7 protein-coding genes are annotated in these 15837 nt (G+C 55.5%); 3 read left to right on the top strand and 4 right to left on the bottom strand.

The genetic code is table 11. From position 1 onward, the window contains the following. The first annotated feature begins 180 nt into the window (after nucleotides 1-180). The 3 genes from GX466_08345 to GX466_08335 all read left to right on the top strand — a co-directional run bounded on the left by GX466_08345 (nucleotide 181) and on the right by GX466_08335 (nucleotide 14778). Entirely contained in the window at nucleotides 181-1266 is a 1086-nt protein-coding gene (locus tag GX466_08345; GenBank protein ID NLH94203.1) for a hypothetical protein, read from the top strand. Nucleotides 1267-1281: 15 nt separating this feature from the next. Then, the gene (locus GX466_08340; GenBank protein ID NLH94202.1) at nucleotides 1282-14319 is read left to right on the top strand and encodes a DEAD/DEAH box helicase family protein; all 13038 of its coding nucleotides are present in this window, start codon (nucleotides 1282-1284) and stop codon (nucleotides 14317-14319) included. A gap of 273 nt (nucleotides 14320-14592) precedes the next feature. Continuing rightward, complete coding sequence (locus GX466_08335) at nucleotides 14593-14778, top strand: hypothetical protein (GenBank protein NLH94201.1); 186 nt, start codon at nucleotides 14593-14595, stop codon at nucleotides 14776-14778. Nucleotides 14779-14815: 37 nt separating this feature from the next. Here GX466_08335 and GX466_08330 read toward each other — a convergent pair whose 3' ends face one another. The 4 genes from GX466_08330 to GX466_08315 form a co-directional block, all read right to left on the bottom strand. Then, nucleotides 14816-14995, bottom strand: a complete 180-nt coding sequence (locus GX466_08330) for a hypothetical protein (GenBank protein NLH94200.1) — start codon at nucleotides 14993-14995, stop codon at nucleotides 14816-14818. A gap of 5 nt (nucleotides 14996-15000) precedes the next feature. After that, nucleotides 15001-15267: a hypothetical protein gene (locus GX466_08325; GenBank protein NLH94199.1), complete on the bottom strand. Its 267-nt coding sequence runs from the start codon at nucleotides 15265-15267 to the stop codon at nucleotides 15001-15003. Nucleotide 15268: 1 nt separating this feature from the next. Then, nucleotides 15269-15574 (bottom strand): hypothetical protein, encoded by a 306-nt coding sequence (locus GX466_08320; GenBank protein NLH94198.1) that lies wholly within the window; start codon nucleotides 15572-15574, stop codon nucleotides 15269-15271. Next, nucleotides 15571-15837, bottom strand: a 267-nt coding sequence (locus GX466_08315; GenBank protein NLH94197.1) for a hypothetical protein, incomplete at its 5' end; no start/stop codon positions are given. The genes GX466_08320 and GX466_08315, both read right to left, overlap by 4 nt.

Here is a 15837-nt window from a genome sequence, read left to right as displayed (position 1 = left end):
TTCTCCGACTCTGCTACCGCAAACCGCGAAGGAACCGATTACTCGACGGCGCGGGCAAATAGGCTTGCTGGTACGCCAGAGCCAGGAAGCACTACTACGCAGCTAACCAACCCGTCGGCCGTTGGAGCGCAGGGCGAACTAGCGAATCCAAATTACGGCAACAAGGGCAGAAGCGTTCCAGTGCCCATTACCAAGGACCGGCCTGGTATCGTTGTCGACAACAACTTCAATGTTGCTGGCAAGGAGTATGCTTCTGCGCCAACAAGCCAACCTGGGGTTCAGCGCATTACGGCTCCCGGAACATCACCGCTTTATACGAACATCGACCCGAGCCAAGCTGTCACAGGGCTGAATAAACCGATGAACGATAAAGCGTGGGGGGCCATCGAACTGCTCGGGCGAATCGAAGATGAAAAACAAATTCGCGGAGAAAGGTTCTCAGACCCTAACGCCCCTAGACCGCCTAGCTCACCCAACATGATAGACCTTGCCGGCCAGAATGATCGTATGGCGAGGTCACTCGGTTACGGTGGCACGGCTGACTTCTTGCAAAAATCGTCGGGTCCGCAACAACAGCAACAACAGCAGGGCGGCACGTACGGTGGTGAGCCGCAAATTACGCAAACTGATATTGATAACGCGGAGAAAACCGCACGCTGGCGTCAGGATGATTTGATTGGCAAGCTAGGCCGTGGGCGTGGAAGCGATGCCGCAATCGTGGCTGCGCTTGGCGCAAACGCTAGGTCAAACGACGTGGCAGGCACAAACGCCGCTCAGTTGAGGGCCGCCGCGCTGAATAACCGAGCAGCAAACAACCGCGACCAAGTAACCATGCGCGGACAGGACATTAACGAGCGTGGCGACAGGTTGCGCTATGGAAATCCGCTGGATATTCAGGCAAAGCAACTATCACTCACTCAGGCGCAGCGACTCAGCGACATTCAAGGTAAGTATCTGAATGGAACGCCTGAAGAAAAGGCCAGGGCGGCTGAACAGATTCGCGCTCTATCTGGCAAAGATAATCAGCAGAGCCTCAAAGACAACTTCATGACGGCTGGCGGCGGTCAGGAATTTGACGAGAAAGCCGGCATCATGCGCAATGTTCCGCAACGGCTGATTGATTTGCGCACAGGGCAGGATGTTGGCGGACAGCAGCAAGGCCCGAAGCGTATTGGAAACTCGCCGTATGACGAAGGCACATCCATTGTTGGAAAAGATGGAAAGAAATACGTCGTCCGCAACGGACAGCCCGTACTAGCGCAGTAACAGGATATAGAGAATATGGCCGATACCGATTGGAGTCAGTTTAGTCCCGTAAATCAGCCTGCATCTGGCGAAACGGATTGGTCTAATTTCTCTCCGGCTGATGCGCCAAAGAAGCAAAACAAAGGCATTGCCGCCGACCTCGTAACAGACGTTAAGCGTGGCGTACAGCAACTGCCTGGCGCGGTCACTGGCCTAATTGATATTCCTGTTGCCGCAGTTACGGGCAGTCCGCTAGTCAGTGGATTGGCAGATAAGGCCGGAGAAATAACGGGCTTCCAGCCGTCGAAGTGGGCCAAGTCAGCCGAGGCTGAATACTCTCCTTCGCGCCAAGCCGGCAGGGAGGAAGTGGACAATGCTTGGGAACAAGGCACGGTATCTGACATTGCCGGGGCTTACCTGAAAAACCCGATGAACATTGTCGGCTCAGTTGCCGAGTCCATCCCTTCGATGCTGGTTGGTGGATTGGCTGGACGCGCCGCGCTAGGCATTGGGGCAAAGACTGTATCTGCTGGCGCTGGCGGTGTTGGCGCGGCACTCCCAGGCGTGACTGCTCGCACGGTTGGTACAAGTATGGCTCCGGCTGTTGGTGCCGGTATTGGCGAGGGCGGCATCATGGCCGGTCAAGCCATGCAGAATAGCCTTGAGGCTGGTGTCGATCCGCGTACCGCTGCTGGCTATGCTGGCGCAACTGGTTTGGTTGGCGGTGCGCTAGGCACTCTTGGCGGCAAGGTTGCACAGAAGTTCGGCGTGGTCGATCCTGAAACATTGATTGCTGGTGGTATTGGTCGTCAAGCAAGCAACGCTACCGGAATGGCGGCAGCGAAAGAAGTTGGAAAGCGCGTTGCTGGCGGTGCAATCTCTGAAGGCTTGTTCGAGGAACTTCCGCAGTCCGTCTTTGAGCAAGGGTTCCAGAATCTCGCACAGGACAAGCCGCTTACCGAAGGCATGGCCCGCGCTGGTGTTGAAGGTGCGTTGGCCGGTTCGTTCATGGGTGGCGCATTCAATGCAATTCCTGGCGGTCGCTACGCAGAAAACAAACTCAACGCACAGACAAAGCCGCAGGAAGAACAACAGCCGATTGCTGGTCTATTGCCGTCACCCACCTATACCGGAACGCCTGGCGACCAACTTCTTAATGGTGCCGCTGCACGACAGGCTGAAATTGACGCAGCCGACAAGAATGCTGCCGACCTCTACGCGATGCGCGATGCGTTCGAGGCTGCGCGCCAGAATGTTGTGCTTGTTGCTGATCCTGTCCCCGTACAGCAACGCATTGACGCCATGCTTGGCCTTGATACTGCACGCATGGACAAGAAGGGCCGCGCGCTCTACGAGAAGGATTTGGCCGCTGCGTTCAATGAGCAAATCGGTATCACGCACGATGCTAATCAGCGCGAAGTTCCGTTCACGATGGGTGAGTACCTTGACTTTCAGGTTTCAGCTAATGACACGGTACGTGCAAGAGAGCGCATTCCAGCGCAAAACGCCAACCAACAATCAGTCACTCGCCTTGGTGTACTAGCTGAAGAGGAATCGCGGCAACAAGTTGCGCTCACACAAGACCTGGCGCGATCCGCCGCTCAAGGTGGCGCACTCTCCAAGGCCGCACTATCTGGAATGGCAACCGGCGCAACACAGATGCCTGTTCATCCGATGCGTGCCGCTATCGAGCAACAGATGCTTGCCGACGAAGCCGCACAGGCAGAACTTGTGCCGATTCAACGCCAGATGCAATCGCGTTCCACTGAACAGGTGCAACGTATTGCAGATAACGAGAAGGCCATACCGAAGATCCGCCAGGCCGCCATTGCTGATCTACAGCGCCGCATGGCAACCCAGGCGCAGCCGACGACGACCAGCCCGCTGCAACAGACGGCTACGCAACTGAACATGCCGGCTCAGAACATTTCTACTAATCCAGTGACAAATGTTCAGAATAGCGTAGAGGTAACTGATGATATGCGGCTTGACGGTAAGCGCGCGGCTTACGCGGCAAATACTGCGATAGGCGCGCCTAGTGACGTTGTATCAAGAACGGTAATGAAATGGCAGGAAAGGACAAACGAGCGCAACGAACCAATGAATATCTGGCGCTCAGTAAGTGGTGCGCTAGGTCTTGTTCCGGCTAATCAGAAAGCGCCATTTGTAAATGGCGAACTGCTTGGAACGATGTATCCTGACCAATCTACACAGCCAGCAACTCCTGAAGCCGAGAAAGCCGCCAACCGCGCAAAGCTGGAAAAGGCGCGCGCAAAGAATGTTGGCCCACAATCGCGCGATGATCTAGTCGGCGCAATCCTTCGCGTTACTGGCGGCAACGGTATCCATCCCAAGATGGCGCAAACCATCGTCGGCGACAAGGCCAACGCGGCAACAAAAGTGCGCGGCCTGTTCACGCTGCGCGGCCAGGAAGACCTGGACGATATTGCCGACTTGCTGCGCGTTCAGGAAAACTACGATGTGCGCGACGGCAACCACCTGGCCGAACTGGTCCGCGAACAGGCGGCCGGAAACCCGGCCTATTCGATGGAGCGCAACGAGCGCGAAGCCGCCGAGAACGAGGTAAGGAAATACCGCGACGAAATCAGACGCCGTGCCGCTGCGCTTGGCATCAAGACGGTTGCCGTTAAATTCGATAACATCGAGCGCGCCGTACTTGAAGCAGAAGCAAAACAGGCGCAAGATGAAGCAGTAGCAGAGCGTGATGCAATTCAGGCAGAAGAAGCAGTTTCAGAGCTTGATGACGACCAGATCAACGCGCTGCTTGACCTTGCTACACAGGAAACCAAAGAGAACGGCAGGTATATAAATGAACAATGGATCAGCAATGACGAAATCCTCGACGCCTTCGACGGGACAGAAACGCTCGAAGAGTCTGAAGATGCGCAAGGCGCTGCACGCGCTGGCGAAGCTGTCGCCGGAGAAGCGGGCAGAAATCGTCAAGGCCGAGGCGACGAAGCGGGGTTTGATCTAGCCGCACAAACCCCCGAGCAACTACGCGCCAAAGCAGAGCAGGAACGCGCCGCAGCAGCACAGGCGCACCGCGAAGAAGTCAGGGCAATCCGCGCAGAGCAGGCCGCGAAGAACAAGGCCGAGAAGGATCGCCGCGCCGCGCAGGTAATCGCTGAACGCGAAGCAGCGAAGAAAGCCGAAGTCGACAAGGACGTTGAGGCTTTTGCTCTTGGGCAAAACGCTCCCCCGCCAATAGTCCGCAAGGTTACGAATGATGATGCTCGCGGGCAGCAAGACGTATTTGCGCAGCAGCAGAAGAACGAACTCGTCGGCGCTTTCACCATCACCAAGGATGGTATCGAAGGCAAAGAAATCCCCGCAAGCAACGTTCCGAACGGTAACGATGCTTTCCAGTACGCACTAGGAAAGACAGAAGACGGCGGCACGGTTGCAATCTTCCGTCGCAAGGCCAGTGAGCGCGGCACCTATGGTGGGTGGCGGTGGGAGGCTGATGCGCAACAGAAGGCCGAGCCGGTAGCGCAGCCCAAAGCCGAGCCAGCCGCCGAAGGTGGTAAGCAGGAAGGTGGTAAGCGAACGACGTTCGGAGCCATTCGTGTTGGCGACAGATTCCATACCGGAAAGGCGAAAGGTCGCGGCATCAACAGCGACAAGTTGAGTTGGGTTGATTGGGAAAAGATTTCTCCTAGCCAAGCAAAAGCGGTTGGTGTTCATGGCTCATTTGAAGGCCGAATTATCGGAACAGTTGATAATTTCGGCGCTGGATTATCTGTGTTTTCTTCAGAACAGCAGCCCAAAGCCGAGCCAGCCAAAGCCGCCAGCGAGCCGCCCAAATCCATTGGCAACAAAGAGTCATCAAGCAAAACATTTCTGAGCAAGCGCGCGGACGGTGGGTGGGATGCCGTCTACATCACGCGCGGAAACGAGAAGCGCGGCGAAGCAATCGACCAAGAACAGGCGCAATACTCAAAGATCGAAACATTCGAGCAGGCAGTTGATTTCCTTGGGGCGACCCGGCCGCATTTGCGCGGAACGTACTTTGAAGACGCGACGCAGCCCGGCATCGCTTCAGTGATTGGCGATGGCAAAGCAGAGCCAGCCAAAGCGCAAGAGCCTGCCATTGCTGATGTTCCTTTTGACTCCGCTGCATTTGACAAAGCAAGGGAAGACACAATCAAGGCGTCGAAGAAAAGCGGCGCAAAACATCTTGATTCAGTTGAGCCATCTGTCGAGACAATGCGTGGGCGGGAAATTTTCTACGCCCACAATCCGAAGCAGCGAGGCGTAATTCGCACCGTAGACAATCGCGGAAACGTCTATGTCTATTGGGCGGATAAGTATTCTGCTGACAAGGAGCTTGCGAGCGAAGCAGCGGAAGACAATAAATCCTGGCTCAAAAGCACAAAGGCGCTTCCATATTTGCGCATCGAGCGCGACGGAAAGACCTTTGTTATGGAGTCGTCACTCGGAACGACTGACCTGAAGGACTATGTTTTCGCTGATTCTGTATCGAAGCAAGAGCAATCGCCTGCCGCTGGCAAACAAGAAGTTGCCGCCGGCAAAGAGCCGTGGCAGATGACGAAGGATGAATTCTTCGCGCAAGGTGACGCGCCTGTTCGCAACATGCTAATCGCTAATGGCCTTGGTGGAATTGAGCTACAAGGATACCGGACTACGTATGAGTACGAATCTCCGCAACCGGCAGGCCCGTTCAAAGGCGTAACCGTTACCAAGTCGCAGCAACCGATTGGCTCAACCATTGGGATGCCATTTGGCCGCGCTATCGTAAAGACTTCGACAAAGACCAAGGGCGGTCAGCCGATCCTTGATCGTGGCGAACTATATGAACTTGGCAAGGAATACCATCGCGCAACCGTTGCCGCTGCAATCGCAGAAGGCAAGCCAGTACCCGCCAATGTCCTAGCCGACTATCCAGACCTGAAGCCTGCCACGGTCGACGCCGTAAAGCCGGCAAAATCCGAGCCGTCAGAAATGGACGCGCTCAAGGCAGAAATGGGCCAGGCCATCGGCGAACTCGCTTCTATCCTTGGTGTTAAGCAAAACCTGACGCCCGAGGAAGAGTCGCGCATCATCCCTGTGATGTCGAAGATTTTCCGCATTGCTGCGAAGATGGGCTACATCAAGTTCAAGGATGCGGCAAAGTATGTGTTGGGGCAGATTCGGCAGCTGGCCGGCAATGATGTTGCTGACAAGATCAGCATCGATAATCTGCAGGCCGGCTACATCAACATCGCAAAGGAGATTGGCGGCGACAAACGCGAGGCAATGTCCTATGATTCAATTGAAGACTTGGAGAAAGCAGATGCCACTGACCAGCGTAGCAGCACCGATCTGGAACGAGATAGCCGAGACGCAGAAGTTGAAAACGGCGTGGGCGAAGAAGGCGTTCGCGATGGACGGGATGGAAATGGCGGAACTGGAAGACCGGGAGTACAAGGCGGCGAAGAGTCGATTCGGGCAGGAAGTGGCAGCGAGCTACGTGGATCTGAAGCCGCTGCTGCTGGAGAACGTGGCGATCTCGAAATATACACAGGCGCACCCGAACTATCGCCCGGCTCTGCCGGAAATCGTGTCGATCTCGGAAGCCGTGATAGTGGCCTCGCAGGACCGCCCGTTGAACCCGATGCAACAAAAGCAATTGGCGAAGCTGCTACAAAACAGTCTGAGCTAGTCGCAAACAAAGCCGAGCAGGCGCGCGCCGACAAGACGGTGGCGCACAAGGGCGGCATCGCCGCGATTCGTGATGCGCTGCCGATTCTCACGGAAGGCCAGCAGGAAGACGTAGCCAAGGCGGAAACACGCTTTGCCGTGCCCGATGGCTACGGGATGCTGTTCACGAATGGCACTGGCACCGGCAAGACCTTTACCGGTCTTGGCGCCATCAAGCGACTGGCCAATCAGGGCAAGACGAACATCCTTATCGTGGCGCCGAACGACAAGATCGTTGAGGACTGGCAGAAGGCCGGAAAGTTGCTCGGCCTCGATATTACCCGGCTGGCGGATACCAATGATGCCGGCAATGGAATCGTCATCACGACGTACGCCAACATGGGCCAGAACAATGCGCTGGCTTCCCGCGAATGGGATTTGGTTGTCAGCGACGAAGCGCATTACCTGGCGATGGGCAAGGACGGCGCCAACACCAACGCGCTGAAAACCCTTCGGGCAATCACGCTGCACCCGGACGGCGTGCATCACCGCCACTCGATGCTCAACGCGGCCGACATCGAGCGGCTGAAGCAACTCGACGCCGACGCCAAGATGCAGCGCATGTCGGACGATCAGCGCAATTGGTACGCCGCCGAGAAAACACAGGCCGACGCCGACAAGCTGCGCAACGAATTGCGGGCCAAGCAGGAAGCCATCAAGGCGGACGTAGCCGAGCGCCAAGGCGAAAAGCGTCCGCGCGCCCTGTTCCTGTCAGCCACCCCATTCGCCTACGAAAAGACGGTGGATTGGGCAAACGGCTACCTGTTCGACTACAACGAAGGGCGCAGCAACGAAGAGCGCGAGTTCCGTGGCTACAACGAGGGCAGCAATCTCGACCAGTTCATGATGCAGCACTTCGGCTACCGGATGCGCTACGGGAAACTGACGCAGCCGGATGCCAAGGTCGATAGCGGGCTGATGCAGCGCCAGTTCAACACCTGGCTGAAGAAGAAAGGTTCGCTGTCTGGCCGTATGCTCGACGTGGCCGCTGACTACGACCGCCGTTTCATTCTGGTTGATTCGGCAATTGGCCAGCGGATTGACGACGCGCTGGAGTGGTTCGAGTCAAAGCGCAAGGTGCAGCGCGCGGACGCAATGGAAGCCGGCGACCGCATTGGCCGGGCCGACCCCTACGAGAGCGCACTGAGCGCCGTGCGCGACCAGATCGGCGAGAAGTTCGATTACCTTTCTCGCCGCTATTTGTTGGAATCCATCAAGGCGCGCGAGGTTGTTCCGCATGTCCGCGAGCATCTGGCGATGGGCCGCAAGGTTGTCGTTTTCCACGACTACAAGAAGGGCGGTGGATTCAATCCGTTCCTGCTTGACGAGCGGTCCGTCAAAGACCAAGAGGCGGTCGACGCCACCATTCAGGCTGCCGAGTGGAACCGTGTAGTCAGAGAGTTCAACGCCGAATTCATGGATATCATCAATTCCGACCTGTTCCGGCAGTCGTCGCCTATCGACATGTTCAAGGCCGAGTTTCCCGGCGTGCTGCTATTCAACGGCGACGTTCCAGCCAAGACGCGACGCGACAACGTAGCGAAGTTCCAGGACGACGCCAGCGGGCCGCAAGTGATTCTGGTTCAATCGGCCGCGGGCAAGGAAGGGATCAGCCTGCACGACACCACCGGCAAGCACCAGCGCGTGCTGTTCAACCTTGGGCAGCCGACACAGCCGACCACGGCCATTCAGCAAGAGGGCCGCATCTACCGCACCGGGCAAGTGACCGATGCCATTTTCCGCTACTTGAACACCGGCACCAATTGGGAGAAGTGGGCCTTCGCAACGACCATCGCCCAGCGCGCCAGCGCCGCCGAGAATCTTGGTATGGGAGAGCAGGCGAGGGCGCTCAAAGACGCATTCATTTCCGGGTTCGAGGAATCCGCCGACTACCGCGCCGGCATGGAAGACGAAGGCAAGGGCGGCAAGGCGCGCGACAAGGCGGCCAATGACGCGCTGACCGAATACGACCGCGCCCGTGCGTTCTACTTCGGCACGCAGAAGAAGAACAGCAAGACCAAGGCGCAGGAAGGCGCCGACTACTTCGCCACGCCGGAGCCGGTTGGATTGAAAATGGTCGAATGGGCGGATATTCGTCCCGGCGAAAAGGTGCTGGAGCCGTCCGCCGGGCATGGCGCTATCGCACGCTGGATTCCTGATTCAGCCGAGAAGACCGCCATCGAGCCAAGCATGACGCTACGCCCGCGGCTGGCGATGGTCTTTGATGGGCAGATCATCGGAAGCGATTTCGAGTCGCTGAACGTGGTCAACAAGTACGACGCCATCGTGATGAATCCGCCGTTTGGATCGGGCGGGAAAACTGCCGTCGACCATATCGCCAAGGCGGCGACGCACTTGCGCGACGGCGGGCGGATTGTTGCGCTGCTGCCGACCGGGCCGGCGGCTGACAAGAAGTTCGATAAGTGGATGTACGAAGGCGAAGAGCGGCAGCTAAAGCCGCTGACCACGTACACGATTGACGGCAAGGCCGCGCCAATCTACAGGGGCGACACAATCGAGTCGAAAGCGGCTTGGGCTCCGTCTGGTGTTGTCACTCGCGTATTCGCTGCCGTTGGCAATAACGAGCCGGACATCATGGTTAAGGCTACCGCGCCAGAGTTCAAAGGCGCTGAAACGCGCATGAGCGCCGCGCAAATAAAGATGATCCAGCCAACTGGAAAGCGCACGGAAGTCTTCCGCCCAGCCGAAGGCATCTACATGGTGGCCGACATCAAGATGCCGGCCGTTACCTTTGAGCGTGCCGGTACGCAGGTGATGACGCGTATTGTCGTGCTTGAAAAGCAGTCCGACACCACCAAGGCGCCGAATGGCGGAAACAAGATTGACCTCTCCGACATCGGCGACATCAACGAACTGTTCAAGCGCGTTGAGTATGTCGGATTCCAGAATCGCCCCAAGGTGGATGCACAGGAAGCCGACCAGGCGCCTGCCAATGATCGGCCGCAAAAGGCGAAGCCGGCCGCAGTGGGCGATGTCGTTACCGTCAATGGCAGCGAGTACGCCATTGAGATTTACACGACCAACGACGGCAAGGAAAAGCGCGGCATCTGGATGGAAGAGAAGGAGGCCAAGGAAATCAATCCACGCGCCTTCAAGTCGAGCAAGATGCGCGGAACGCCAGCAGAAGGTAAGTTCTTTGTCGATGAATACTGGCTGAACAAGCGCAACGGAAATTCGCTCATGTCGCGCGGTAATGGCACGCAAACATCCGCCATGCCTCAGCAAGAAGCAGAATCCCGCATCAAGTCGATTCTCGGAGACAAGCTAGGCAAGGTGCTGATTGACTCAGGTATTGTCACCTTCACCAACAAAGGCAATGAGTACCAAGGCGCAACTTACAAGGATGGCTCGATAGTCCTGAACCTTGATGCGCTCAGCGCTGAAAACTTCGATGGTGTATTTTTCCACGAAGGTTTCCACTCAACCATCCGCGAGCTAGTTGGCGAGCAGACCTACACGCAGATGATGAAGCGCCTAGAAAATATGGGCACAATGGGCAACGCTAGGCAGTGGTTTAGTGATGCAGAAGCCGCTATTCCTGGAAACACGAAAGCAGAGAACCGCACCGAGGAACTTGCCGCCTACGCTGTTGAGCAATACACCAACGGAACCAAACAGCCGAACGTAATCAGGCAATGGGTGGAGTCGCTACTCTCCGCGCTACGTACCGCAATCATCCGCCGGCTACCCTTTGGCAAGCTGAAGACATGGGCGGTGAATAACCTTCAGCCGCAGGACTTGGCTAACCTGGCGATTGCTGGATTGAGAGCGAAAGCGCAAGGCCAGTTGCAGGCGCAGGGTCGGGAGGCGATGGCGTATAGCCGCAATGAAGGCGTACAATCATCCTATGGACTACCCAACGAACAGCTTGGCAACCGTGCTTTCGACAGGGCCGAAATTCGCGCCTTACGCCGTCTTGCGGCTGGTATGGAGCGCCCCGAAGCCGGCATCACATTCCGCATTACAGACGACGGAATTGCTATTGCCACCGGGCCAAAAGGAACGCGCGTTCCAGAGCGATACATCCGTTTTGCCAACGATAACGGACTGAGCTTCGAGTCGCGCCGCCTGCCTATTTCTGGCGGAACAGAAGCCCCCGCAATGCCAGCAATCTACCGGACAGATGGCGCGCTGTACTTTGGCGAAATGGCAAGCAACGCAAGGCCGATTGATCGTACAGGAAAAACCCGCTTCTCCAAGATCAACCAGACCGATACGCCAGAATTCAAGAAATGGTTTGGTGACAGTAAGGTTGTTGATGCTGATGGGAATCCGTTGGTTGTTTATCACGCCACGACATACGGAGACTTTAACGAGTTCACAAAGGAAGAGCAACGTAAAGGAATGGCTGGGTTTGGGTTCTACTTCTCTGACCGATACGGCTCCAATGTTTATGCCGAACACTCGCAACGGTTTAAGATGGATCGTTCGTGGAAAGGCGAACCGAAACAGGTCAATACCATGCCGGTATTTCTGCGTATGGAAAACCCTCTGCTCGCAGACAACATTGCTGACGTGGCGAATCGGTTCAAAGACCAAGGGGCTTTCGGTGTAGGAAGAAAAGTCGCTGGGCTATCTGATGATGCAAAGACCGCTATTCAGCGCGCAGGTTACGACGGGGTTATAACCAACGAGTATGTGCGCAAGAAGCGAGACGGGTCGCTTGAAATTGTTTCCCCACACGACAAGGGCGCGATCAAACATCCGGTATACGTCGTATTTGAGCCAACCCAAGTCAAATCCGCCATCGGTAACAACGGCCAGTTCGACGGCACCAACCCTGACATCCGCTACAGCCGCGCTCAGATCATCGGCGACTCTGGCCGGCAGTACGAACCGGCACAGCGCCAGTTCTTCAAGAACGTCGGGCGCGACATTGAAAAGAAGAATCTCGTTGAGCGCACCACGGAATCGCTGAAGAATGACTTCTGGAAGAAGATGGCTGTCGGGATTGTCGATCAGTTCCGAGGGCTTCGTGATCTTGGCGACAACGGGCAGGCGTACATGCTGGCTAGGCTATCCAAGGGAACAGCAGGCGCATTTGATGCACTTCTTCACCACGGAAAACTGTCTATCCGTGATGGCGTCTATGATGCAGACACCTCTGGCGGATTCATAGAGCGCCTTGGCACGCCGTTACACGGTGAGCTTGATGACTTCCTATGGTATGTCGCTGCAAATCGCGCGGAAGGGCTTTCCAAGGTTGATCGTGAGAACCTTTTCACGCCCACTGATATTGCTGCTGGCAAGTCACTAGCAAATGGCAATACAAATTTCGACTACACCATTCAGACGGGTGCGCAAAAAGGAACGACGACACGCAACCGTGCAACGATCTACGCTGATGCAAATCGCGTGTTCAATGAGTTCCAGAAGAACACGCTCGACATGGCCGAGCAGTCGGGCCTGATCGACGGTTCCAGTCGTAAGTTGTGGGAATCGGAATTCTATGTGCCGTTCTACCGCGTGTCGGAAGAGGATGGCGAGTTCATTGGCTCCAAGATGGGCAACGCTTTGGTTCGCCAGCAGGCTTTCAAGAAACTGAAAGGTGGCACTGAAAAGCTGAACAGCGATCTTCTATCGAATACGCTGCTTAACTTCTCGCATCTTATCGAGGCGTCAGCCAAGAATCGGGCTGCCAAGGCTTCTCTTGTTGCCGCTGAAAAGATTGGTGCCGCGCACAAAGCAACTCCAGGAGAAAAGAAAACTGTCTGGTTCATGGATAACGGAAAGAAAATTGAATACGGTGTCGATGATCCGTTCGTGATGACTGCCATTACCAGCCTTGAATACGCCGGTATGCGCAACGGCATCATGGACGTGATGACGAAGTTCAAGCACTGGCTAACCATCGGCGTGACGGCTTCACCGGCATTCAAGGTGCGCAACCTGATTCGAGACTCTATCCAGTCGATCGGTGCATCTGAATTGGGATACAACCCAATCAAGAACATTGCCGAGGGTTACAAGCAAACCAAGCGCGATTCTCAGGAATACGTGTCTGCACTTGCCTCTGGTGGATTGATCCGCTTTGGCACGATGCTGGAAGGCTCCGAGTCGGCCCGCGTTCGCCAATTAGTAAAAGCTGGAGTCAAAGATTCGACCATCCTGAACAGCGAAAACAAATGGCGTGCGTTCTATGACCAATACCTTGACCCTGCGGTGTCGGCCTATAACGAACTTGGTAATCGCTCGGAAGAGATAAACCGCGCTGCTTTGTATAACCAACTGGTCAAGCAGGGCAAGAGCCATGCTGAAGCTGCGTTGTTGGCGCGCGATCTGATGGACTTCAGTATGCAGGGGAGTTTCAACACGATTCGCTTCCTTACACAAGTCGTCCCGTTTATGAACGCCAGGCTCCAGGGTATGTACAAGCTAGGTCGTTCGGCAAAGGACAATCCTCGCAAGCTGGCCGTGGTAACTGGCGCGGTAGCTCTAGCCTCTATCGCTTTGATGCTGGCCTACGGTGATGACGACGACTGGAAGCGCCGCGAGGATTGGGATCGTGACAACTTCTGGTGGTTCAAGTTTGGTGATGTTGAGTTCCGCATCCCGAAACCGTTTGAGGTTGGGGCGATCGGCACTTTGGCAGAGCGTGGTCTTGAGTTGATGATTGATGACGAAATGACCGGAGAGCGTTTCCGTAACGTAGTCAATTCGCTGGTGATGAACAATCTGTCAATGAACCCAATCCCACAAGCGTTCAAGCCGATCCTCGATTTGTATGCCAACAAGGACAGCTTTACCAAGCGCCCGATTGAATCTCTTGGAATGCAACGTCTTGATCCTACAGAACGCTTCAACAGTAATACGAGCATGGTTGCCAGGGGAATGTCTAAAGCTTCGCTTGGGGCGCTTTCTCCAGTACAAATAGACCATCTGGCGCGGGCTTACTTTGGCTGGCTAGGATCTTTCGTGATTGGTGGCGCAGACATGGTTAGTCGTAGCGTGTCTGACGAACCCACAAAGCCGGCACTTGATTACTTCAGGTTCGGCACCCAAGGGATTCTGAAAGAAGTCGGCACGGGAAGCTCGCGCTATGTGACTCAGGTTTATGAGCAAGCCAAAGAGATTGAACAGGCCCATGCTACTTATCGTCAAATGCTGAAAGATGGCCGGATGGAAGAGGCCAAAGAGTACGCCGAAGACAACAATGATCAGTTGATTCGGTATCGCAAGGTTGAATCAGTCAAGAAAATGGAATCCAACCTGAACGAGCGTATCCGCAAGATCGAGCGGAGCGATATGGATAGTGACCAGAAAAAGGATGCAATCGCTCTAATCAACAAGCAAAAGGAACAGGTTGCAAAGCGGATTGCAGTAGGCGCTTAAAGCCCATAGTGTCTGTTTGGCCCCTGTCCGGTAATAAGCGATAGCAATGCCATAACAACGGCAAATGCTATCGCGTATCCGAGCGCCATCTGACGCTGATCCGACGTGGTGAAATACATCCACAAGCTGCCAGCAGAAAAGACGATAAGCAATCCGATTTCCATCGGCGTAGTATATTCTTCTGTTTGAAGAAGGCGAAATAAAAGGGCCGGAGATAATTCCGGCCTGACCTCGTTTGGTGTCAAGGTCGGAAGTTACCCCAAGGACGTGTTGATGCTGAACGCCATGCGCCAGGCCGAGGGTCAAATGATGGAGATCGATCGCCAGATCACGCAAGAAAAGCGCGAGTTGCAGCGGCGCGGGGTGAGCGAGGACGAATTCATGAAAAACATCGACTCCCTGATCGTGAAGAAGCAGGGAATTTCTGAGAGACTTCAAAAGCGGCTTGGTGGCGGCTGAGTGCAGTCCTTGATAAACAACCAGACTTCGCTGCGGGTCATGGCATCCACCCGAAGTAGCGCGTCGCCAGCACGATCAGGACGATGTAAATCGCAGCCACGCCGGCCAGGAACAGAACCACGTGACGCACCGTCGGTGGGGTCATCAGGTCGTGCTCGAAGGGCAATTGCGGGAACTTGTCTCGGTCGACGTTGGTGCGCGCGGGCTTGATTGGCATTTCCGTTACTCCATCATAGCGTTAAATTTGGTGTTGAATTCTTCATTGCTCATCATCAAAACAGCAGGCCTGGTGCTTCTTATGGTTGCCAGGCGATCAAGGTACGGCTGTGCTGCTTCGGCATAGGCGGTTTGCAACCGCGCGATCGCCTCATGCAGGATGCGCTCTTCATCAGATTCGTATCTCATGTCGAGAGGCATTTCAGATCTCCTGATGATACGAACCGGATGAAGCATATCGTCGCAAATTTCAAAGGTGTCTTTGCTGCTCATTTCAGTTGCCTCCCTTCATGCGGTCGATGTCCATGTCGATATTTGGGCAGGCGGCGAAGGCTTTTTGCTGCCAGTCCAGAAGCTCGGCGAGTTGCTGGCGCAGTTCGTCGTTGGTCTTCCACTCGCTTGGCCGCTGGTGTGCAGCCCAAGTGTCAAGCTGCTCCTGCGACATTTCCGACGGGCAGTATTCCAGCATCAGCGCATCGACCTCGGCTTGCTTGGCGTCGAGTTGCCGGTGCAAGGATTCTATTTCCTTGCGTTCTGGACACCCACATTCATAGCTTGAACAGTCTTCGCAATAGATCATTCCTCTTGCTCCTTCGGCCCGGTGGTGGCGAGTATTTTTTGCATGTGTTTTGTGCCGTAATCATCAGGATGACCGATTATGCTTACTGCCATAGCAAGACCATCCCGCAGCAGCACGATCTGAGCATCGCGCTCGGCGAGTTGCTGGCGCAGGTATGTGGTTTCCTCGCGGTATTTGTTGATCAACGTGTTTGCTGCGTCTAGTTGCTGGCCCAGTTCGGCGTTCTCGTCCTGCAACTGTGCGTTGAAAGCCATGCGGCGGTA

Source organism: Candidatus Cloacimonadota bacterium, assembly GCA_012516855.1.
GTDB lineage: Bacteria > Cloacimonadota > Cloacimonadia > Cloacimonadales > Cloacimonadaceae > Syntrophosphaera.
This window is presented reverse-complemented; position numbering and strand designations above follow the sequence as displayed.

Excerpts from the sequence above, each read along its gene's own strand:
- GX466_08325 (NLH94199.1), bottom strand. The coding sequence starts at position 15,267 with ATGAGCAGCAAAGACACCTTTGAAATTTGCGACGATATGCTTCATCCG.
- GX466_08330 (NLH94200.1), bottom strand. The coding sequence starts at position 14,995 with ATGCCAATCAAGCCCGCGCGCACCAACGTCGACCGAGACAAGTTCCCG.
- GX466_08335 (NLH94201.1), top strand. The coding sequence starts at position 14,593 with ATGCTGAACGCCATGCGCCAGGCCGAGGGTCAAATGATGGAGATCGAT.
- GX466_08340 (NLH94202.1), top strand. The coding sequence starts at position 1,282 with ATGGCCGATACCGATTGGAGTCAGTTTAGTCCCGTAAATCAGCCTGCA.
- GX466_08320 (NLH94198.1), bottom strand. The coding sequence starts at position 15,574 with ATGATCTATTGCGAAGACTGTTCAAGCTATGAATGTGGGTGTCCAGAA.